11 protein-coding genes are annotated in these 22,711 nt (G+C 67.6%); 6 read left to right on the forward strand and 5 right to left on the reverse strand.

The window, feature by feature from the left end; translation table 11 throughout:
- Nucleotides 1-130: 130 nt before the first annotated feature.
- Nucleotides 131-1,909, reverse strand: coding sequence for a ricin-type beta-trefoil lectin domain protein (locus OHA25_RS24000; RefSeq protein WP_327589742.1), 1,779 nt, complete (start codon nt 1,907-1,909; stop codon nt 131-133).
- A 790-nt stretch (nt 1,910-2,699) separates the two neighbouring features.
- Here OHA25_RS24000 and OHA25_RS24005 point away from each other — a divergent pair.
- The gene (locus tag OHA25_RS24005; protein WP_327589743.1) at nt 2,700-3,827 is read left to right on the forward strand and encodes a lectin; all 1,128 of its coding nucleotides are present in this window, start codon (nt 2,700-2,702) and stop codon (nt 3,825-3,827) included.
- 220 nt (nt 3,828-4,047) lie between these two features.
- Nucleotides 4,048-4,260 carry a ricin-type beta-trefoil lectin domain protein gene (locus OHA25_RS24010; RefSeq protein WP_442942204.1) on the forward strand — a complete coding sequence of 71 codons (213 nt, stop codon included), beginning with the start codon at nt 4,048-4,050 and terminating at the stop codon, nt 4,258-4,260.
- Here the strand turns inward: OHA25_RS24010 and OHA25_RS24015 are convergent.
- The 4 genes from OHA25_RS24015 to OHA25_RS24030 form a co-directional block, all read right to left on the reverse strand.
- Nucleotides 4,247-7,069: a glycosyl hydrolase family 95 catalytic domain-containing protein gene (locus tag OHA25_RS24015; RefSeq protein WP_327589744.1), complete on the reverse strand. Its 2,823-nt coding sequence runs from the start codon at nt 7,067-7,069 to the stop codon at nt 4,247-4,249. The two genes, OHA25_RS24010 and OHA25_RS24015, sit on opposite strands and share 14 nt — an antisense overlap.
- A 113-nt stretch (nt 7,070-7,182) precedes the next feature.
- Nucleotides 7,183-8,514, reverse strand: coding sequence for an RICIN domain-containing protein (locus tag OHA25_RS24020; protein ID WP_327589745.1), 1,332 nt, complete (start codon nt 8,512-8,514; stop codon nt 7,183-7,185).
- A gap of 468 nt (nt 8,515-8,982) precedes the next feature.
- Complete coding sequence (locus tag OHA25_RS24025) at nt 8,983-10,506, reverse strand: arabinofuranosidase catalytic domain-containing protein (protein ID WP_327589746.1); 1,524 nt, start codon at nt 10,504-10,506, stop codon at nt 8,983-8,985.
- 305 nt (nt 10,507-10,811) lie between these two features.
- Nucleotides 10,812-11,552, reverse strand: a complete 741-nt coding sequence (locus OHA25_RS24030; protein ID WP_327589747.1) for a FadR/GntR family transcriptional regulator — start codon at nt 11,550-11,552, stop codon at nt 10,812-10,814.
- Nucleotides 11,553-12,023: 471 nt separating this feature from the next.
- On the opposite strand from OHA25_RS24030, the gene OHA25_RS24035 reads away from it, so the two are divergent.
- The 4 genes from OHA25_RS24035 (at nt 12,024) to OHA25_RS24050 (ending at nt 22,701) form a co-directional block, all read left to right on the forward strand.
- Nucleotides 12,024-14,405, forward strand: a complete 2,382-nt coding sequence (locus OHA25_RS24035) for a ricin-type beta-trefoil lectin domain protein (protein WP_327589748.1) — start codon at nt 12,024-12,026, stop codon at nt 14,403-14,405.
- 122 nt (nt 14,406-14,527) lie between these two features.
- Nucleotides 14,528-17,353 (forward strand): PQQ-dependent sugar dehydrogenase, encoded by a 2,826-nt coding sequence (locus OHA25_RS24040; RefSeq protein ID WP_327589749.1) that lies wholly within the window; start codon nt 14,528-14,530, stop codon nt 17,351-17,353.
- Nucleotides 17,354-17,390: 37 nt separating this feature from the next.
- Nucleotides 17,391-19,145, forward strand: a complete 1,755-nt coding sequence (locus tag OHA25_RS24045; RefSeq protein ID WP_327589750.1) for a ThuA domain-containing protein — start codon at nt 17,391-17,393, stop codon at nt 19,143-19,145.
- 76 nt (nt 19,146-19,221) lie between these two features.
- Complete coding sequence (locus tag OHA25_RS24050) at nt 19,222-22,701, forward strand: ThuA domain-containing protein (RefSeq protein WP_327589751.1); 3,480 nt, start codon at nt 19,222-19,224, stop codon at nt 22,699-22,701.
- Nucleotides 22,702-22,711 lie beyond the last annotated feature (10 nt).

Here is a 22,711-nt window from a genome sequence, read left to right on the forward strand (position 1 = left end):
CTTCTGCAGCGCCTCCCGACCCGATGACGGTGCGGCGACGCGCCGGCCCGACCGCGGCACCCACGTAGGGAAGAGCGGGCCTGCGGGGATTTTGCCGGTCTCAGTGCGGTGATCCTCGCAGGCCATCGGGTCAGCTCTTGGTCCATTTCTGGCTGGTCGTGCCGGTGCAGGACCACAGCTGCACCTTCGTTCCGTTCGCGGTCCCGAAGTTGCTCGCCTCCATGCAGAGGCCGGACTGCACGCCGGTGATGCTGCCGTCGCCGTTGACGTTCCATTGCTGATTCGTCTGCCCGTTGCAGTCCCAGATGATCACTTGGGTGCCGTTACCGGTGCCCTGCCCCTTGGCGTCCAGGCACTTGTTGCCGTACACCTGCAACTGCCTGGACGAGGTGAGGGTCCACTGCTGGTTGTTGCCGCCGCCGCAGTCCCAGAGCTGGAGCTGGGTGCCGTTGACGGTGCTCGCGTTCGGGACGTCCAGGCACCGGCCGGCGTTGACGTTCCGCAACACCGACGTCGACCCGCCGCCGGGTCCGGGGTCCGTGGGAGGCAGGAGCGTGATCGTGTAGGTGTCGTCGATGGCGGTGTGCGGCAGGTTGACCGTCGTGCCGTCGCCGGACAGCGTCACCACGGAGTTCTGGAAGAGGACCGGGCCCTGGACGGTGCCGCCGCCGTTGTAGGGGATGCGCTCGGCGACGACTCTTACCTGGTTGTTCTGCACGATGCCGCTCGTTGTGTCCAGGCGCCGCAGGTTGACGGCGATGTTGCCGGTCGTGGTGCCACCGCCGACGAGGATCTTGGCCGTCCCGGCCGCCTTGGTGGCGAACGCGTCGTATGAGGAGCTGGGGGTGACGGACACGATCTGGCCGGTCTGAGAGCCGTAGAAGCGGTAGACCCACCATTCGCCCTTCGGCTGGTACTCGCCTGCCGAGTTGCGGACGAGCAGGTTGCCGAGGTCGTTGTGCAGGTTTCCGCCGCCCGCCCAGTTGGCGCGCAGGCCGTCGGCGCCGGCCCTTTCCAGGCGTGCGATGTACCAGGATCCGTCACCGGGGTTCTGCTCGTTGGACGCCCCGTATTCGTTGATCTGGTACGGGCGCGGGTGCGGGATGCCGCGGGAGTTCAGCGTGGTATCCGCCGCAGCCACGTTGGCGACCGGGTCGCCGGGCAGGGAGTGCCAGCTGATGATGTCGGGGACCACGTTGTTGGCCTTGACGTAGTCCAGGTACTGGTTCCAGAACGAGTGCGTGGCCGAAGGTACGCACGCGCAGCTCGGCCCGACGATGAGATGCGTCGGGAACGCGGCCCGAATGCGCTGGTAGGTGCGCCGCCACAGCTCGAAGTACTGGGACTGAGGGCGGTTCCAGAACAAGGTGATGTTGGGCTCGTTCCAGAGGTCCCACTGTACGGTGGCGCCCGTCGCCCGTACGTCGTTGATCAGACGGGTGAGGAAGTTGTCGTAGTCGGTCCAGTCGCCGTTGTCGCCGGGGAATCGCGAGATCGGGTAGCCGTCGGCACCCCACAGGTCGTGGACGAGCAGGATGAACTCCCCGCCCAGCGATCGCGTGCGCAGCAGTTGAGCGCGGGTGGAGTTCCATCGGCGGTCGTATTTGCCCGACACCCAGCCGCCCGGACTGTCGAGCTGTGCCCCGCCAGCGCGCATGTACCGGAACTTCACATCGGTGTAGAAACGGTCCGGCGGCGCCGACGCGTTCTCGGTCATGCCGTAGATCCACCCGGAGGCGCGGTAGGTGGGAGAGCCACCACCGGCGGAGAAGTCGACGGTGATGGTCTGGTCCGCGGCCAGGGCCGGCGTGGCGGCCGTCACGACGGGGCCGGCGACGAGTGCGCCTGCGGCAAGGAGGGCGGCGATCCCGCGGCGGCTCCTGTGCCGCCTGCAGGGTGTGGCGTCCATATGTGACTCCTTGGTCACGGAGGGTCGGGGCAGGTCGAGCGGGCCACGGGGGCTGGTGGCGGTGCCCTTGCCGGCTCACGGACGGCGGCAAGCTTCCGCTCCTCCGAAGTGGTGCGGGCCGGAGTAACTCAAGGCACGCCGCACCGCCGCCGCGGGTGACGGGCTCAGGCGGGCGCCACTGGGAGCGTGGAGCGCAGGTCAGCAGGGTGAGTTGGTCTGGGTGAGGAGGTAGCCACCTTGCGGACTCAGTGTGGAAACCACCAAGAAACATGTCAAGACCGCGGACGAATCGGTTCGATGGCATGATCGGCACCCCGGAGGCGGGTGCGCTGGTACGTCCCGGTCACGCCACGCCGCCACGGGATGAACGTTTCATCACTTGGCCCCGCCGCGACAGTGCGACCGCTCCCGGCCGGCCCTGCTCAGGTCACTTCGGCATGCGGCGGAATCGTGACGCAGGAGAGCGGGCCCTTGACGGATCTTCTGGCGTCATGTTTGCTCCCGCCACACCACCACCTCAGTCGCCTGCGTGGAAGGAGCACTCGATTCGCCACCGTGATGTTAACGCTAACAGACGCTATCGGGAGCCGCTCCCGGCATGCCGAATCGGGTCAGCCCCGAACGTGCCGGCCGTGGGCCCGGGTGCGGCAACCACTCAGCACGATCCCAAGTCGCCGATCCTTCCAAAGGAGGTCCCCGTGTCCACAAGGGCGGGCCGGAACGTAAGCGCATTAGCGCACACCTTGCCACTCGATTCAACCTGCTCCTTGACCGCCGCGAGGAGTTGAGCATGCGTACGTGGGGACGATGGTGGGCCGCCGCGCTGATGGCCGTGGCCTTGGTGGTAGCAGCTGCGGCGATGGGGGCGGGGGTCGCCGGCGCGGAGTCCAACGGCGGGGTGCGGGTCATGCCGTTGGGCGACTCGATCACCGAGGGCACGCAGGTGCCGGGCGGGTACCGGATCGGGTTGTGGCAGCGCTTGTCCGTCGGCCGCTACACAGTCGACTTTGTCGGGTCGCAGTTCAATGGGCCGGGCAGCCTGGGCGACCACGATCATGAGGGCCATCCCGGGTGGCGGATCGACCAGATCGACGCGAACATCACCGGCTGGCTGCGTACGTACACACCGCGCACGGTGCTGCTGCACATCGGCACCAACGATGTCTTGCAGAACTACAACCTGGCCGGTGCCCCGCAACGGCTGTCCACGCTGATCGACCACATCACCACAGCCGTGCCCAACGCGGACGTCTTCGTCGCCACCATCATCCCGCTGTCCAACTCCGGCCAGGAGTCGGCCGGCCGCACCTTCAACGCGGCGATCCCCGGCATCGTCCAGAGCAAGGTGAACAGCGGCAAACATGTCCACCTGGTCGACATGCACAGCAAGGTGACCACCTCCGACCTGATCGACGGCATCCACCCCACCGCCGGCGGCTACGACAAGATGGCCGCCGCCTGGTACGAAGCCCTTCAGTCGGTACCGGGCAGCATCGGCCAGCCGGGGAGCGGCACCCCCAGCCCAACACCTGATGCGGGTGCGATCAGGGGTGTGGGGTCGGGCCGGTGTCTTGACGTCTCCGGCGCCTCTCAGGCGAACGGCGCGCAGACGCAGATCTGGGACTGCAACGGCCAGGCCAACCAGCAGTGGACGGCGACCGCGAGCGGTGAGCTGCGGGTCTACGGCGGCAAGTGCCTGGACGTTTACGGCGGCGGCACCGCCGACGGCACCAGTGTGATCATCTGGGACTGCAACGGTCAGAACAACCAGAAATGGCGCTTCAACTCCGACGGCACCATCACCGCGGTCGGCGCGAACAAGTGCCTGGACGTGCCGAACTACTCCACCGCCAACGGCGTCAAACTCCAGATCTGGTCCTGCAACGGCGCGGCCAACCAACGCTGGACCCGCACCTGACCTGGCGAAGGCGCACCGGCCACAACGCACGATCTGTACCTGTGGTCAGTCGGCGTCTGCCGCCCGGCTCTCGTCGTCATGCGGTGCTGTTCCCGCAGTTGGCCGATGTGGTCCTCAAGCAGGGAACCGAAGAACCGCAGGTCGTGCGGGTGCGGGCCCGGACACGATCGGCGGGCATCCTGCCCCGCCTGCGGGGTCCCGGCCCGGCGAGTGCACGCCTATCACAACGGATGGCACTCCGTTGCAGTTGTGGGACTGCAACGGCCAGTCCAACCAGCAGTGGAGCGTGACCTCCGCGGGTGAGCTCAAGGTGTACGGCAACAAGTGCCTGGATGCCGCGGTCGGCTCATGGCTTCGCCGCAACCGGTGGCCGGTTGCGGCGAAGCGCGGGCTGGGCAGAGGTCTGCGAGGGTCGGGTTTCACACGCCCGTAATAGTCCATTGGTTGTTGGTGCTGTTGTTCGGCGTCCACATGGCCACGGTGGAGCCGGCGGTGCTGTTGCCCATACCGTCCAGGGCCGTGCCGGTGCCGCGGTTGATGATCTGGTAGCGGCCGTTGCCCATGTTGTTGAGGCGCCACTGCTGGTTGTTGCCGCCATTCCACGCCGCCTGCCTGGCGTTGGCGCCGTTGGCGGTGTTGCCCCAGCTGTCGGCGACCATGCCGTTGGTGCGGTTGACGATGCGGTACCACCCGCCGCCCAGGTCCACGAGCTGCCACTGCAGGTTGGTGCTGCCGTCCCAGTTCCACTGCTTGAGGTTCGACCCTGAGGCGACATTCCCGCCGCTGTCCAGCACCAGGCCGGTGGTGACATTGGTGATCCGCACGTAGCTCGTCGGCGCGGGGCCGGACCCGGTCATGCGGTACGTGCGACCGGCTTGGCCGGTCAGTCTGATGACGTCGCTCTCGGGTTTGTCGACGCTGACGGCACCGCCGGTCGTGGTGTCGACCACCTCGTAGGTTCCGGCGAACAGCCGACTGCGTACGTTGACTGTCCCGTCACGGTCGAACCTGATCAGGATCTCGGTTGCCCCGCCGGAGCTCCACGTCGCGTCGACGGTGTAGCCGCCACGGCCCCGAAGGCCCTGTACCTTCCCGCTCGGCCAGGCCGCCGGCAGCGCCGGCAGCACGTGCAGCTCGCCGTTGTGGCTCTGCAGCAGCATCTCGGCGATGCCGGACGTCGCCCCGAAGTTGCCGTCGATCTGGAACGGCGGGTGCAGGTCGAACATGTTCGGCGCGAGCCGGGCCGTCGTCACAAGGGCGCGAACCAGGTCGTGCGCCCGCGTGCCCTCCTCCATCCGCGCCCAGTAGTTGATCTTCCAGGCCAGCGACCAGCCGGTACCGTCGTCACCGCGCAGTTCGAGAGTCCGCCGGGCGGCGGTGTACAGCGCGGGGGTGCCGCGCTTGGTGATCTGGTTGCTGGGGTGCAGGCCGTAGAGGTGGGAGATGTGCCGGTGGTTCGGCTCGGTCTCGACCCAGTCGTACAGCCACTCCTGGATGTTGCCGCGTGACCCGGTCTTCATCGGCGGGAGCCGGTCCCGGGCGGCCAGGACCTGCGCCCGGAAGCTCGCGTCCGTGCTGAGGAGCTCGCTGGCCTTGGCGCAGCCGTTGAACAGGTCCCGCAGGATCTGGTTGTCCATCGTGGGTCCGGCGCACACGCTGACGCCTGCGTGGTGGGTCAGTTCCGGGGAGTTCGACGGGTTCGTGACCAGATACCCCAGGCTTGGCTCCTGTACGAGAGTCTCCAGGAAGAACTGCGCCGCCCCCTTCATGGCCGGGTAGTACTGCCGGAGGAACTCGAGGTCGCCGGTGAAGAGGTAGTGGTCCCAGATCATGGTGGCCAGCCAGGCGCCGCCGGTCTGCCACATGCCCCAGGTCGCGCCGTCGACGACCGAGCTGCCCCGCCACCCGTCGGTGTTGTGGTGGGTCACCCAGCCGCCGGCGTTGTACTGCACCCGGGCCGTGCGGGCGCCGCTGACCGTGAGGTCGTTGATCATCTTGAACACCGGCTCGTAGCACTCCGACAGGTTCGTCGTGTCGGTCGGCCAGTAGTTCATGGGCAGGTTGGCGTTGAGGGTGTACTTCGAGTCCCAGGAAGGGGTCAGTGAGTCGTTCCAGATGCCCTGCAGGTTGGCGGGCTGGGTACCCGGACGCGAGGAGGAGATCATCAGGTAACGGCCGTACTGGAAGAGCAACGCCGAGAACTGCGGGTCGTTGGTGTTGGCGTGCTGCGCGATCCGTACGTCGGTCGGCTGGTCAGCCGCCGCGGTGCGGCCGAGGTCGAGCGTCGTCCGCCCGAACAGCCGCTGGTAGTCGGCGACGTGCCGGCCACGCAGGTCGTCGTAGGTCCTTGTGACGGCGGCGTTGAGGTGACGCGAGGCGATGCCTTGGTAGTCGCCGCTGACGTCCTTGTAGTTCACGTAGCTGGAGCCGATGGAGATCAGCAGGGTCACGCTGTTGGCGGCCCTCACCTGCAGCGTGCCGCCGGAGCTGCTGACACTGCCGCCTTCGGCGACGGCCCGGGCCAGTGCCAGGAACCTCACTTTGCCGGCCAGGCCCCTCTGGTCGCCGGAGATGCCGTCGAGCGCCACCGTCGTGCCGTCCGGGCTGGACCGCGTCGTCCGCTGCGGGCTGTCGAACGTCGCGGAGAAGGTGATGGAGCCGGGCCTGTCGGCGGTCAGGCGGAGGGCGATCACCTGATCCGGCGCGCTCGCGAGCACCTCGCGCTGATAGCGCACGCCGTTCTGCAGGTACGTCACCGTCGTGGTGGCCGTGGTCAGGTCCAGCCAGCGGTTGTATTCCGAGACGCCGGTGGCGCTGCCGAAGGTCAGTCGCAGATTGCCCACGGGCTGGTACGCCAGCTGAGCCGAAGGGTTGCCCAGCATGTTCTGGTCGATCAGGCTCTGGGCCTGGCTCCACTGGTTCTGGAAGACCAGCTGCCGGATCTGCGGCAGCGCCGCCGCACCCTTCGTGTTGCTCTGGTCGTACGGCCCGCCGGCCCAGATGGTGTCCTCGTTGAGCTGCAGCCGCTCGGCGTCGACGTTGCCGAACACCATGGCGCCCAGGCGACCGTTTCCAATCGGAAGCGCACGCAGCCAGTCCGTGCCGGCGCCCTCGTCGTACCACAGCGCCAGATCGTTCGCGGCGCGCACCTGCGGAGGCGCCACCGACCCGGCCCGGGCCGCCGCCGTCCACTGCCCCGGCAACAGCGCGGCTCCAGCTCCAACCGCGCCGAATCTCAGCACTTGTCTTCTGGATAAATCAGCCATTTCGGTTCTCCAAGCCCATGGGGGGGCATCGCCGGGGCGACTCATCACCCCGGCGATGGCGCGTCGTCAGCTGTCGCAGGCTGTCACGATCAGACGCGGGTCCACTTCTGGTTCGTGCCGCCGTGGCAGGTCCAGATCTGCATCTTGGTGCCGTTGGCGGTGCCGGCGCCGGACACGTCCAGGCACTTGTTCGCGCCGACGGCGGTGAGGCTGCCGTCGGCGTTGAGGCGCCACTTCTGGTTGTTCTGTCCGTTGCAGTCCCAGATGATCACGCTGGTGCCGTCCGCCGTGCCTGCCCCGTTCACGTCCAGGCACTTGGTGCCGTAGACGCGCAGCTCACCGGCGGTGGTGGTGCTCCACAGCTGGTTGGGCTGGCCGTTGCAGTCCCAGATCTGCGCCTGCGCGCCGTTCGTCTGCGAGGCGCCGGTGACGTCCAGGCACCGGCCCGACCCGACACCCTTGAACGCGGTCGCCGGCGGAGTTGGGTTGCCGCCGCCTCCCAACTGTGTGAAGAACTCCCACACCACTGGTCTGGTCCAGGATCTCTCGCCGGGTTCGAAGTCGCCAGGCCTCCCGTCCACGGGACCGGGAGTGTGACCCGCGTCGAACGCCGCCCATGCGACGGGATACCCGGCCTGGCATCCCGAGTAGTAGGTGACGATGTGCGTCAGGCTGCCCTGCGCCGGCTCCGGCGGGTTCTGAGGCGTGCAGCCGTTGTTCCTGACGAACCTGTCGCGCAGCGACCGGCCCGCGGAGATGTTGAGCACCCCGTCCCTGAGGCCGTGCAGTCCGATGTACGCGACCGGCTGGGTGCCGCCGCTGCACCCGCTGAGCTGCCCGCCGGCGTAGACCGCCACCGCGCGGAAGACCGTCGCCCGGGCGCACGCGAGCGCGTAGCTCATGCCGCCGCCGTAGCTGAAGCCCAGGGCGAAGCGCTGGGAGGTGTCCACACAGAGGTCCGCCTCGATCCGCCGGATCATGTCGTCGACGAAGGTGACGTCCTCACCGCCCGAGTTGGCCCAGCCGTTGTTGATGCCCTGGGGTGCGACGAAGATCGCGGTGTTGTTCGACAATGCCCTGAGCCCGTAATAGGACCAGGGATACCCACTGGTTCCGCCCGAGTCGACATCGTTGGCGGTGCCGCCATTCCAGTGGAATCCGAATATCAACCGGTATGGATTTGTGTTGTTGTAGTTGTCCGGAATTCTCAGAATGAAACTGCGATTTTTCCCGCTGGTGGTAATCGACTGCGTGCCGCTTCTCAGCGTCGGAGTCTGGCCGCATCCCGCGGTGGGCGCGAGGGCGCTCTGTTGTGCGAGCGACGTGGTCGCGCTGTCGCCCAGCGCCGTTTGAGGCGTGGTCAGGACGACGAGCAGTGCCGTGGTCGCGATGACGGTTAAGAGGGATCTAAGCCTCGACATCACGCAAATTCCTTTGCCGTTCTCGTGGTTGCACACGTAGATGGGAAAGCCACTTCCTCCACCTTCTCCGGGCCGGTCGAGTCTCCAAGTGTTAGCGCTCACTCAACGCCGCCGTAATCGCATCTCCTTTCTTTCGCGCGGCTGGAGGCGACGGTGCAGCGGAGCAAATATGACCGTGACAAGACCTGTCAAGGCTCGGCCTCGTCGACGTTGGCGGCCCTCGCCTGAGACGACCCTGTCGCTCCTGCGTCTGGCCAGGGGAAGTGGCCGTGGTGATCACTGAGGTGCCGCGATGAAACTTTCACGGTCGGCCAATCGAATCGTTCCGAGCGCCCGGACATATGATCAAGCCACTCGATCCAGGCCCCGGTTTCCCGGGCCCGACATCCGGCCGGAGCACGCCGGACGACGGCCACCGCCTCCCCTGGCTGGGTGGAGTAGGTGGCCGGCGTCCGGGCTGGGACTGAGTCAGCGGTAGCCGGCGGCGATGATGTTGGCCTGGACGGCGTTCTCCGCGGCGTCGGTGGGATAGCCGGCGACCATGGCTCCCTCGTAGAAGGTGCCCGCGCTGAGGTTGGCGCCGCCGTCGGGCTTGCAGCAGTCGCCGCCGCTGCCCAGGATGATGGCCCCCTGCTTCTTCATCGGGCTGTAGCCGTTGGGGAGCGGCCCGTCGTACAGGGTGTACAGGCTGCCGGACTGCGCGTTGCTGCCCTTGATGGCGAACCGGGTCGTGCCGTTGTTCTTCAGCGTGGCGGTGACGAACTTGTGGGGGAAGGCCCGCTGGTTGGGGTTCCACGACTGGCTGCCGCCGGGGTAGAGCCCCCATTCGAGATCGGCCTGGACCCAGGGGCCGGTTCCCTGGCAGCCGCCGAACCAGCATTGGGTGCTGAAGTTGATGGCGTCCATGGCGCCGGCCGCGTCGGCCTTCCTGGTCGTCTCGCTGTTGCCGTAATCGAAGCAGCAGCCGCTGTTGACGTGGGTGCCGCTGGTGACCATGTACATGCCCTCGGGTGCGCTGCCGGTGGGCACGCCGGTCAGGTGGCCGTCCCGCCAGTAGCTGTTGCCGGGGTTGATGTAGAGCGAGTACGCCTTGCCGCCGCCGACGGTGAGCGACTCGCTGGTGGCGATCGCGGGCCTGCTTTGCGGAGAGCCGGGGACCACGCTGGATCCCTGGTACCACAGGTCGTTGCCCCGCCCGGACTGGTCGTACACGACGGTGATGACGCACGTGGTGCCGGCGCAGAAGGAGTCCTGGGCTGCGGCGTTGGCGACGCCGCCCGCGGTCAGGACGGCGATGTTCCTGGTCGTGTTGTCGGAGGAGCGCCTGACCTGGTACAGGTTGCCGTTGTACGACTCGTAGAGCGCCCGCGTCGTACTGTGCGCGGCCACGCACGGCGTGCCGCCCGAGGCGTAAATGTCGCACGGGCGCGCGCCGGGCGGCGGCGGGGTCGGCGTGGGACTGGGCTCGGCTCCGGTGGTCCATTTCTGGTTGGTGCCGCCGTGGCAGGTCCAGATGTGCACCTTGGTGCCGTTGGCGGTGCCGGTGCCGCTGACGTCCAGGCACTTGTTCGCCCCCACCGCGGTGACGGTGCCGTCGGCGTTGAGGCGCCATTTCTGGTTGTTCTGCCCGTTGCAGTCCCAGATGATCACGCTGGTGCCGTCGGCGGTGCCGCCGCCGTAAACGTCCAGGCACTTGGTGCCGTACACCCGCAGCTCATCGGAACTGGTCGACGTCCACTGCTGGTTGGCCTGGCCGTTGCAGTCCCAGATCTGCACCTGCGCGCCGTTCGCCTGCGAGGCGCCGTTGACGTCCAGGCACCGGTTCGACCCCACGCCCACCAGCGGCGTGGTCGCTGCCGAGGCCGGTGCCGCCCATGTCAGGGCGGTGGCCAGGAGTGTTGCCAGCGCCGCCACCACAGACGCGACGACGGCGGCCCGAGAGCGCCGCCCACGCGTCGCACGGCCCGATAAGGGAACGGATGAAGGCTGCATTGTCGTACTCCTTGGGGGATAGCTGCTCGGAAACCGGTCGCCACTACGGATGCGAATCGATTCGCCAACGGACCGAGTCCACTAGGGAGGGGGAGACGGCGGTGTACAGGGAGCACATACGACCGGCGGACCGCCTGTCAAGGCTCCGTGCTGTTCGGCTGCCTGCCGAAAGTCCTACCTGGCGGCAGTCATCCGCGATGCCTTGCACTTCCGCCGAGTCGGGCTCGATGAAACGTTCATCCCCGGCTCGCCCGGCCATGTGCCGTTGGTTCTCCTATGGTCGAACCGGTTCGGGGGAAGCCGGCTCAGTCAGATGAGGAGAAGAGGCGCTGCTGGATCTCTCTTCGGTAGTCGTCGAGGGTGTTGTCGATGTGCGTGGCGGCGGCCTGGGCGGCCGCTTCCGGGTCGCCGGCGCGGATGGCCTGGTAAATGGCGTCGTGCTCCTCGACGGCCTTGGCGGCGTGCCCGCCCACCGAGCCACGCAGCCCGATGAGGCTGGACTGCGCCTGCAGCCTGCGGGCCTCCCGGACTGCGACCTGGAGGAAAATGTTGTGCGAGGCCGTGGCGATGGCGGTGTGAAAGGTGTCGTCGCCCTCGTTGAACAGGTCCTCGCGTCCTGTTTCGAATCCGTGGCGGCACACACCGGCCGCCTCCTCGATGGCCCTCAGCTCCGCGGGGATGGCGCGGCGGGCGGCCAGCCTGCTGGTCTCCATCTCCTGCGCCCGGCGGAACTCGAACAGCATGTAGACGTGGTCCAGGTCGGCGGGGAGGAAGAAGGACGCCAAGCGCCCGGTGCCGAGCATTCCCTCGTCGTCGGCCACATACAGGCCACGGCCCTTCTGGGCACGCACCCGCCCGAGCGCGGAGAGTATCTTCACCGCCTCGCGTACCACGGTGCGGCTGGTGCCCAGCTGGCGGGCCAGCTCGTTCTCGGTCGGCATGCGGTCGCCCGGACTTAGGCCGAGCCGGACGATCAATTCCAGTACTTGCTCGGCGGCCACCTCGTAGCCCGGCCGGTATCCGCTCTCGCGCGGGGTGTCGGTCACCGTGGGTCCTCCTCGCCGTTCCCTGTAAGAGTATGACTGATCGACGTCGCCCTCCCCGAGGACGATCAGGTGCGCCCAATCAGTACGACACATCTGAAAGGTTCATACGAGGATGATGGGCGCGAGCGTACGCCGTGGCAGGCATCGCCGCTGATGAAGGAGTAAAGCGCGCGACCATGGCTGGACCTTCAGTGCACAAGCGGTCGAATAAGCGGGCTTAAGGTCTTGACGCATCATGACTCCGAACGTAATTAGATAGCGAGGTTCCGAAGGACGCGCTCCTTCCGGAACCTCCGCGGCTGGATCACATGGACGCAATATGGAGGCGCTTCGCGGCCCTCCGCATCGTGACCGGCCACGTCGACGTCCACAGCTTCGTTTGCCATGCGTCCCCTCGTGGTCTCACCAGTGAGGCGCGCCATCTTGGGAGGGCACGACCTGACCACCCCCCTACCCCCCGAAGGAACCACCGTGCAGTTATCTTCGCCCGTCACGGCGCTGAGACCGGTCCTGACCGGCATCGTCGCCGCGGCGCTGGCCGCGGCGTTCGCCCTCGTCGCCCCGGCCACCCCGGCCCTCGCGGCCACCACGACCCTGTACGCGTCACCCGCCGGCACCGGCACCGCCTGCACCTCAACCCAGCCGTGCTCGCTGTCCGCGGCGCAGACGGCGGTGCGTTCGCTGAACGCCGGCATGTCCGGTGACATCGTCGTCGAGCTGGCCGACGGTGTGTACCGGCTCGCCGCGCCGCTCCGGCTGACCGCCGCCGATTCCGGGAACAACGGCTACACCGTCAAATGGCAGGCCGCGGCGGGCGCCCATCCCGTCATCAGCGGAGCCAGGGCGGTCACCGGATGGACCGTGGCCGATTCCGGGAAGAACATCTGGCGCGCCAACGTCGGTGCCGGGATCGACACCCGGCAGCTGTACGTCGACGGCGCGCTCGCCACCCGGGCGCGCACCGCCGTCAACCGGTCCGACTTCACCGCGAGCAGCACCGGGATGAGGTTCACCAGCGGCGCGCTGAGCTATCTGAACAACCTCGCCAACCAGGGCCGGGTCGAGATGGAAAGCGTCGGTTCGTTCACCGACCGGTACGCGCCGGTGCAGAGCATCAGCGGCAACCTCATCACGATGCGGCAGCCCGCCTGGAACAACAACAACTTCGGGTACGACACCTTCACCAGCCCGCACCGGGCGGGGCCGCTCTACCTGGTCAACGCCTACGAGTTCCTCGACTCGCCGGGGGAGTGGTACCTCGACCCCGGGACCGGCGCCCTGTCCTACATCCCGCTCGCCGGGCAGAACATGGGCAACGTCAGCGTGGAGCTGCCGGTGCAGCAGTCGCTGGTGCAGGTCGGGGGCACCTACGACGCGCCCGCGCACCACATCACGTTCAGCGGGATCACCTTCACCGGCACGAGCTGGCTCGGCCCCAGCGGCAACCAGGGCTACGTGGACCAGCAGACCGGCGCCTACATCGCCGGCAACTGGAGCTGGCCCGCCTTCACCTCCTGCCACCAGGGCTGCCGGCAGTTCGAAGCGACCCGGCCGAACTGGCAGCAGATGCCCGCCGCCGTACAGGTCTCCGCCGCCAACACCATCACCTTCACCGACTCCCAGTTCGTCAACCTGGGACAGACGGCCATCGGCATCGGCAATGACGCCAACGCGCATGCCAGCGGTGTCGGCCTGGGCGCCGCCGATATCACGGTCACCCGGTCGGAGATCGCCCGCAGCTCGGCCGGCGGCATCGTGGTCGGCGGCGTGCGCGCCGACGCGCACCACCCGAGTGACCAGCGGATGGTCAACCGGAACATCACCGTCAGCAACAACCGCATCCACGACCTCGGCCTGGACCACCGGGGCGTCGTCTCGGTCCTGACCACTTACGTCACCAACACCGACGTGTCCCACAACGAGGTCTACAACATGCCGTACACCGGCATGTCGATCGGGTACGGCTGGGGCGCCAACGAGCCGGGCGGCAGCACCCACTACGCCAACCGCGGCCTGTACGACTTCCAGCCGCGCTATACCACGGCCACCACCGCCTCCGGCAACCGGCTCATCGGCAACTACGTGCACGACGTCATGCAGCAGATGACCGACGGCGGCTGCATCTACACGCTGTCGTGGAACCCGGGCGCGGTGATCAGCGACAACCACTGCCTGCGCACCAACGGCTGGTTCGGCATCTACTTCGACGAGGGCTCCAAGTACTACACCGTCAGGAACAACGTGCTCTCGAACACCGGCACCTGGGCCACCGCCAACTACTTCTACGGCGAGAACATGGGCAATTTCACCGTCACCGGCAACTGGTCGACCAACGGCAGCACCAACGTGACCAACGGCGACCGCGGCAACGTGGTGAACAACAACGTCACCGTCACCAACGGCGCCTGGCCGGCCGGCGCCCAGGCCGTGATCGCGGCCGCCGGACCCCAGGGCCAGCCTTCGGGGAGCACGAGTGCGTTCAAGGGTGTGGGATCGGGCCGGTGCCTGGACGTCACCGGCGCCTCGCAGACGAACGGCGCGCAGGCGCAGATCTGGGACTGCAACGGCCAGCCCAACCAGCAGTGGAGCTCCACCACCGCCGGTGAGCTGCGCGTCTACGGCGGCAAGTGCCTGGACGTGAACGGGGCCGGGACGGCGGACGGCACCAGCGTGATCATCTGGGACTGCAACGGACAGAACAACCAGAAATGGCGCCTCAACGCCGACGGCAGCATCACCGCCGTCGGAGCGAACAAGTGCCTGGACGTGTCCGGCGCCGGCACCGCCAACGGCACCAAGATGCAGATCTGGACCTGCCACGGCGGCACCAACCAGAAATGGACCCGCGCCTGACACCGTCCGCCTGATGACGGGCCTCGTCTCCCACCGTGGCCAGAGGCGGCACTCCTCTGGCCACGAGCAGAATTCCGGGCGCCTTGCCCTGACTGGTCTTCCTGTTGCAGGAGGGAACACTCATGTCCCGACGTCCGTGGCTCACCTTGCTGGCCACGATGGCGCTCATCACTCCCGGAGCACTCGCGCTCAACGCCTCCCCGGCGAACGCCCTCGACATCCCGCCGTCCGATTACCAGCAGGTGTCTCTCGCCTCGGGTGGCGCGGAGCTGGGTGAGGCGATGTCGCTTGCCGTGATGCCGAACCGGTCGGTGGTGCACACGGCGCGCGACGGCACGGTGCGCGTCACCGATGTCAACGGCAACACGAAGGTGGCCGGCAGGCTCAACGTCTACACGCACGACGAGGAGGGCCTGCAGGGTGCGGCGGTCGACCCGAACTTCGCGTCGAACCGGTACATCTGGCTCTACTACTCGCCGCGGCTGAGCACACCGAACGGCGATGCGCCAAGCACCGGCACGCAGGCGCAGTTCGACCAGTGGAAGGGCGAGCTGTACCTGTCCCGGTTCACCCTGAAGACGGACGACACTCTCGACATGACCAGCGAGAAGGTGGTCCTGCGGGTCCAGAACGACCGCGGCCAGTGCTGTCACGTGGGCGGGGACATCGACTTCGACGCCGCAGGAAACCTGTATCTCACCACCGGCGACGACACCAACCCGTTCGAGTCGAGCGGCTACTCCCCGCTGGACGAGCGGACCAACCGCAACCCGCAGTTCGACGCCCAGCGCTCGGCCGCCAACACCAACGACCTGCGCGGCAAGCTCCTGCGCATCAAGCCGCAGCCCGACGGCACCTACACGATTCCCAGCGGCAACCTGTTCCCACCGGGTACGGCGAAGACCCGGCCGGAGATCTACGCGATGGGCCTCCGCAACCCGTTCCGGATGAGCGTGGACAAGGCGACCGGCATCGTCTACCTCGGCGACTACGGGCCGGACGCGGGTGTGACCAACTCCAACCGCGGGCCGAGCGGGCAGGTGGAGTTCGACCGCATCACCGGCCCGGGCAACTACGGCTGGCCGTACTGCACGGGCACGAACACCACCAGCGAGACCTACAACGAATGGAACTTCGCCACCAACAGCACCGGCCCGAAGTACAACTGCGCGGGCGGCCCCACCAACAACTCCTTCCGTAACACCGGCCTGACCACGCTGCCTGCGGCGAAGCCGGCGTGGATCAGGTACGCGGGGGACGCCGGAAGTCCGCCGGAGTTCGGCTCCGGATCGGAGTCGCCGATGGGTGGTCCGGTCTACCGTTACGACCCGGATCTGAACTCGGCCATCAAGTTCCCCCAGGCGCTCGACGGGCGGTATTTCGCCGGTGAGTACGGCCGGCGCTGGATCAAGGCGATCGAGGTCAAGCCGGACGGCGCCTACGGGGAGATCTCGGCGTTCCCCTGGTCGGGCACGCAGGTGATGGACATGGCCTTCGGTCCTGACGGGGCCTTATACGTCCTCGACTACGGGACCGGGAACAACAACCAGGCGCTGTATCGCATCGAGCACATCGGCAACGCCAACCGCAATCCGATCGCCAAGGCGTCCGCCGACAAGACGTCGGGACCGGCCCCGCTGACGGTGAACTTCTCCTCGGCGGGCAGCTCCGACCCGGAGGGTGGCGTGCTGACGTACTCGTGGACCTTCGGCGACGGAACCACCTCCACGGCGGCGAGTCCGAGCAAGACCTACACCACGAACGGCGCCTACACGGCGACGCTGACGGTCCGGGACCCGCAGGGTCTCACCGGCACGGCGAACGTGATCGTGAACGTCGGCAACACCGCGCCGACGGTCAGCCTCACCACCCCTGCCGACGGGCAGCTGTTCTCCTTCGGCGACCCCGTGCCCTTCCAGGTCACCGTCAGCGACCCGGAGGACGGCACGATCGACTGCACCGGGGTAACCGTCGCCTATTTCCTCGGCCACGACAGCCACCGCCACAAGATCACCTCCACGACCGGCTGCTCGGGCTCCATCGCGGTGCCGGTCGACGGTGAGCACGACGCCGGGGCCAACATCTACGGCGTCTTCGAGGCCTCCTACACCGACAAGGGCGGTCTGACCTCCACCAGCGCCCGTACGCTCCAGCCGCGGCACCGGCAGGCCGAGCACTTCGGCGCCCAGCAGGGCATCCAGACGACCGACCACGCCACCGCGGAAGGCGGCAAGACGGTCGGCTTCACCGACGACGGCGACTGGATCTCCTTCCAGCCGTACAACCTGGGCAACGCGTCGAGGATCACCGCCCGGGTGTCCTCGGCCGGCGCGGGCGGCCGGATCGAGGTGCGGGCGGGCTCGGCGACGGGCACCCTGCTGGCAACGGTGAACGTCGCGAGCACCGGCAGCTGGGACGTCTTCACCGACGTCTCGGCGAACCTCAGCGGCCCGCCGGCCGCCACGACGACGCTGTACCTGGTCTTCCGCGGCCCGACCGGACAGGGCTACCTGTTCGACGTCGACGCCTTCACCCTCGACACCGGCACCTCGCCCTCAGGGAGCACGAGCGCCTTCAAGGGTGTGGGGTCGAACCGGTGCCTGGACGTCAACGGCGCCTCGCAGGCCAACGGCGCGCAGGTGCAGATCTGGGACTGCAACGGCCAGTCCAACCAGCAGTGGACCTCTACCAGTGCCGGTGAGCTGCGGGTCTACGGCGGCAAGTGCCTGGACGTGAACGGGGCCGGGACGGCGGACGGCACCGCCGTGATCATCTGGGACTGCAACGGGCAGAACAACCAGAAATGGCGCCTCAACGCCGACGGCACCGTCACCGCGGTGGGGGCGAACAAGTGCCTGGACGTGTCCGGGTCCGGCACCGCCAACGGCACCAAGGTGAACATCTGGACCTGCACCGGAGGAACCAACCAGAAATGGACCCGCGTCTGAGGCCACCCATCACACCACCCGACCTGAAAGGCTACCCATGCTGCGACATCTGACCCCCGCCGCGCTCGGGCGCATCGCGGGGAGCGGCCGAAAGACATCTGTGCTGCGACGCCTGTCGGTGACCGTGGTGGCGATCGCCGCTGCCGCCGCCGCGACAGTGATCCCCGCCATCCCCGCCCAGGCCGCCGCCTTCAAGGTGCTGGTGTTCTCCAAGACGGTCGGGTTCCGGCACGACTCGATCCCCGATGGGATCCAGGCCATCCGCGACCTGGGGGCCGCCAACGACTTCGCCGTCGACGCCACCGAGGACTCGAACACCTTCAGCACGGCCAACCTGGCCCAGTACAAGGCGGTGGTATTCCTCAACACCACCGGTGATGTGCTGAACGACAACCAGCAGACCGCCTTCCAGACGTATGTGGACGGCGGGGGCGGCTACGTGGGGGTGCATTCGGCCGCGGACACCGAGTACAGCTGGCCCTACTACGGGCAGCTGATGGGCGCCTGGTTCAACAACCACCCGGCGATCCAGCGGGCCACCGTACGGACCGAGGACCGGGCGCACGCCGCGACCGCTCACCTGGGGGCGACCTGGTCGCGTACCGACGAGTGGTACAACTACCGCTCCAACCCCCGCCCGAACGTCCGGGTGCTGCAGAGCCTGGACGAGAGCAGCTACAGCGGTGGCGGCATGGGCGATCATCCGATCACCTGGTGCCGCCCCCAGTCCTCCGGCCGCGCGTTCTACACCGGCCTGGGCCATACCCGGGAGTCGTACGCCGACCCGAGCTTCCGCACGTTGCTGCTCGGCGGAATCCGGTACGCGGCCAAGGCCACCAACTCCGACTGCCGTCCGGAGACCGGGTACACGACGTTGTACAACGGGTCGACGACGGGCTGGTCGCAGGCAGGCCCGGGGTCGTTCGCCAACAGCGACGCCACGCTGACCTCCCAGGGCGGCATGGGCATGCTGTGGTACAACGCCAAGGAGTTCCGCTCCTACTCCCTCAAGCTCGACTGGAGGCTGACCGGCGACTCCAACTCCGGCGTGATCGTCGGGTTCCCGGCCACCAGTGACCCCAACGCGGCGCTCAACACCGGCTACGAGGTGCAAATCGACGCAACCGACACTACGGACAAGACGACCGGGGCGATCTACGGGTTCAAGGCCGCCGACATCGCCGCCCGCGACGCGGCGCTGAACCCGCCGGGGCAGTGGAACACCTATGAGCTGCTGGTGGAGGGTGAGCGGCTGCAGGTGTTCCTGAACGGCAGCAAAATCAACGATTTCACCAACACCGATCCGGTCCGCTCGCTCCAGCAGGGCTACATCGGCATCCAGAACCACGGGTCCGGCGACGTGGTGTCATTCCGCAACATCCGTATCAAGGAGCTGAACAGCACACCGGGCGGTACGAGCGCGCTGCGGGGCGTGGGGTCGAACCGGTGTCTGGACGTCAGCGGCGCCTCGCAGGCCAACGGCGCGCAGGCGCAGATCTGGGACTGCAACGGGCAGGCCAACCAGCAGTGGACCTCCACCAGCGCCGGTGAGCTGCGGGTCTACGGCAACAAGTGCCTCGACGTGAACGGGGCCGGGACGGCGGACGGCACCGCTGTGATCATCTGGGACTGCAACGGCCAGAACAACCAGAAGTGGCGCCTCAACGCCGACGGCACTATCACCGCCATCGGGGCCAACAAGTGCCTGGACGTCAGCGGCACCGCCAACGGCACCAAAGCACGGATCTGGACCTGCACCGGAGGAACCAACCAGCGCTGGACCCGCGTCTGAGGCCATCCGTCCACACCCCGGCGAGTGGACCTCCCCTTCGACTCCGACCGTTGCCGGTACCCCCAGGAGACCCCTCATGCGAATATCACGCTTACTTCCCGTCCTGACCGCAGCCCTCTTAGGGCTGCTGCTGTCCGCGGTGCCGCCGGTGGCGCACGCGGCCGCTCCGCAGTTCAAGGTGCTGCTGTTCACCGAGACCGCGAGCGGCGCCTACCGGCACGACTCCATCCCCGCCGGTGTCGCGATGTTCCAGCAGCTGGCGACCGACAACAACTTCCAGCTCGACCACAGCGAGAACTCCGCCGTCTTCTCGACCGCGACCCTGAACACCTACGACGCGGTGATCATGTTCCAGACCAACGGCATGGTGTGGGACAACGACGCCCAGCGTCAGGCCTTCCAGGCCTATGTGCGCAGCGGCCGCGGCGTGGTCGCGGTCCACAACGCCACCGACATGAACATCGAGGCGCAGTTCCCCTGGTGGGACCAGGTCGTGCTGGCCGGCGCGCACATGACCGCGCATTCGGCGACCGTGCAGGGCACCGCCAAGGTGGCCGACAAGGTTCACCCCTCCACGACGGGGCTGCCGGATCGGTGGGTGCGTCCGGAGGAGTGGTACAACTTCGACAAGAACATGCGCGGCTCGGTGCACGTGCTGGTGACCGCGGATGAGACCACCTATGACGCGGGGCCGAGCAAGATGGGCGCCGACCACCCGATCTCCTGGTGTCACAACCCGGAGGGCGGCCGGGTGTGGGCCACCGCGATGGGCCACCAGGCGTCCTCCTATTCGGAGCCGCTGTTCAAACAGCATCTGCTGGGTGGGGTGAAGTGGGCGGCGGGCGCGGAGCCGGGTGACTGCGGCGGCACGGTCGCGGCCCGGTTCCAGAAGGTGATCCTCGACGGCGCACCGGACCAGCCGATGGAACTGGACGTGGCCGCCGACGGCCGGGTCTTCTACATCTCGCGCTCGGGCAAGGTGAACATGATCCCCGCCAATGGCGGGGGAACGCGCGTCATCGCCACCCTGCCGGTGTACGACGGCGGCGAGGACGGCGGCATCGGGCTGGCGCTGGATCCGAACTTCACCACCAACGGCTGGATCTACGTCAACTATTCGCCGTCCAATGGCGGTGAGGTGAACCGGGTATCGAGGTTCACCTTCAACGGCACCAGCCTCGACTTGGCGAGCGAGAAGAAGATCATCGAGGTTCCGGCGTACCGCAATGTCGACGAGCCGGGTCACACCGGCGGCTACCTCGCGTTCGGCCCGGGGGGCAATCTCTACGTCGGCCCGGGTGACGACACCAATCCCCACGCGTCCAGCGGCTACGCCCCGATCGACGAGCGGCCGGGCCGGGAGCATTACGACGCCCAGCGGTCCTCGGCCAACACCAACGACCTGCGTGGCAAGATCCTGCGCATCCACCCCGAGCCCGACGGCACCTACACGATTCCGTCCGGCAACCTGTTCGCGCCCGGCACCGCCCAGACGCGGCCGGAGATCTACGCGATGGGTTTCCGCAACCCGTTCCGGTTCTCGGTCGACAAGGTGACCGGCTGGATCTCACTGGGTGACTACGGCCCCGACGCGGGCGCCGCGAACTCCAGCCGCGGTCCCGAGGGCACCGTCGAGTGGAACCTGATCAAGCAGCCGGGCTTCTACGGCTGGCCGTACTGCGTCGCCAACAACATCGCGTACAACGACTTCAACTTCGCCACCAACACCTCCGGCGCGAAGTTCAACTGCTCGGCGCCGGTCAACAACTCGCCCAACAACACCGGCCTGACCAACCTGCCCGCGGCCAAGCCCGCGACCGTCTGGTACAACTACCACGCCTCGGCCGAGTTCCCCGAGATCGACTGCTGCGGCGGTGCGGGCCCGATGGGGGGACCGTTCTACCGCTACGACCCGGCCGCCAGCTCTGACCGCAAGTTCCCCCAGTATTTCGACGGCACGCCGTTCCTCTATGAATGGAGCCGCAACTTCGTCAAGGAGCTCCGCCTGGACTCCTCGGGCAACCTCCTGAAGATCAACCCCTTTGTTGCGCAGCTCGCCCCGCATGCGCCGATCGACATGAAGTTCGGTCCGGACGGCGCCCTGTACATGGCCGACTGGGGCAACGGCTTCGGCCACGCGAACACCGATGACAGCATCTACCGCGTCGACTACGTGGCCGGAAACCGCGCACCTTTGGCCAAGGCGAGCGCCAACCCCGATTCGGGTGCGGCGCCGCTGACGGTGGCGTTCTCCTCTGCCGGCTCATCCGATCCCGATGGCGACGCGATCACCTACGCGTGGGACTTCGGCGACGGTGGGACCTCCACCAGCGCCAACCCGTCCCACACCTACACCACCAACGGCACCTACACGGCCAAGCTGACCGTACGGGACTCCGGCGGGAAGACGGGCAGTGTCACGTTGTCCATCGCTGTCGGCAACACCCGTCCCAACGTCGTCTTCTCGGCTCCGCCCGACGGCGGGTTCATCGACTTCGGCGACCAGGTGGCCTACACGGTGAACGTCACCGACCCCGAGGACGGCGCCGTCGACTGCACCAAGGTCAACGTGATCACCGCGCTCGGCCATGACCAGCACGCCCACGACACCGGTCAGTACACCGGTTGCTCCGGAACGGTCACGACCACCGCCTCCGGCCATGACGAGGCCTCCAACGTCTACTACGCCCTGTCCGCCGACTACACCGACAAGGGCGGCCTGAAGGGCAGCACCGGCATCACGCTGCAGCCCAAGCACAAGCAGGCCGAGCACTTCACCGGCTCGTCCGGAATCCGGATCATCGATGAGCCCGGAGCCGAGGGTGGCAGGCGCATCGGCGACATCTCCAACAATGACTGGATCTCCTTCCGGCCGCTCAACCTGTCGGGGATCGACACGGTGTCCTTCCGTGTCTCGGCGCCGTCCAGCACCGGGGCGTCCATCGAGCTGCGCGCCGACTCACCGACGGGGGCGCTCATCGCCTCCAGCCCCGTGCCGGCAACCGGGGGATGGAACACCTACGTGTCCCTGCCCGCGGTGGGGATCACCGACCCAGGCGGCACCCGTAATGTCCATGTCGTGTTCAAGGCGCCGTCGGCGAACTCGTTCGACGTGGACTCGTTCACCTTCAGCGGCGAGGGCGTCGGGCAGGGTGGCCCGCCCTCGGACGACACGAGCGCGCTGCGGGGTGTGGGATCGAACCGGTGCCTGGACGTCAACGGCGCCTCGCAGGCCAACGGCGCGCAGGTGCAGATCTGGGACTGCAACGGGCAGGCCAACCAGCAGTGGACGTCGACCAGCGCGGGTGAGTTGCGGGTGTACGGCACCAAGTGCCTGGACGTGAACGGGGCCGGGACGGCGGACGGCACCGCGGTGATCATCTGGGACTGCAACGGCCAGAACAACCAGAAGTGGCGCCTCAACGCCGACGGCACCATCACCGCCATCGGGGCGAACAAGTGCCTGGAGGTCAGCGGCGCCGGCACCGCCAACGGCACCAAGGTGCAGATCCGGGCCTGCAACGGCCAGAACAACCAGAAGTGGACCCGCGTCTGATCCCCATGTG

The sequence above is a fragment of the Nonomuraea sp. NBC_00507 genome, assembly GCF_036013525.1.
Taxonomy (GTDB): Bacteria; Actinomycetota; Actinomycetes; order Streptosporangiales; family Streptosporangiaceae; genus Nonomuraea.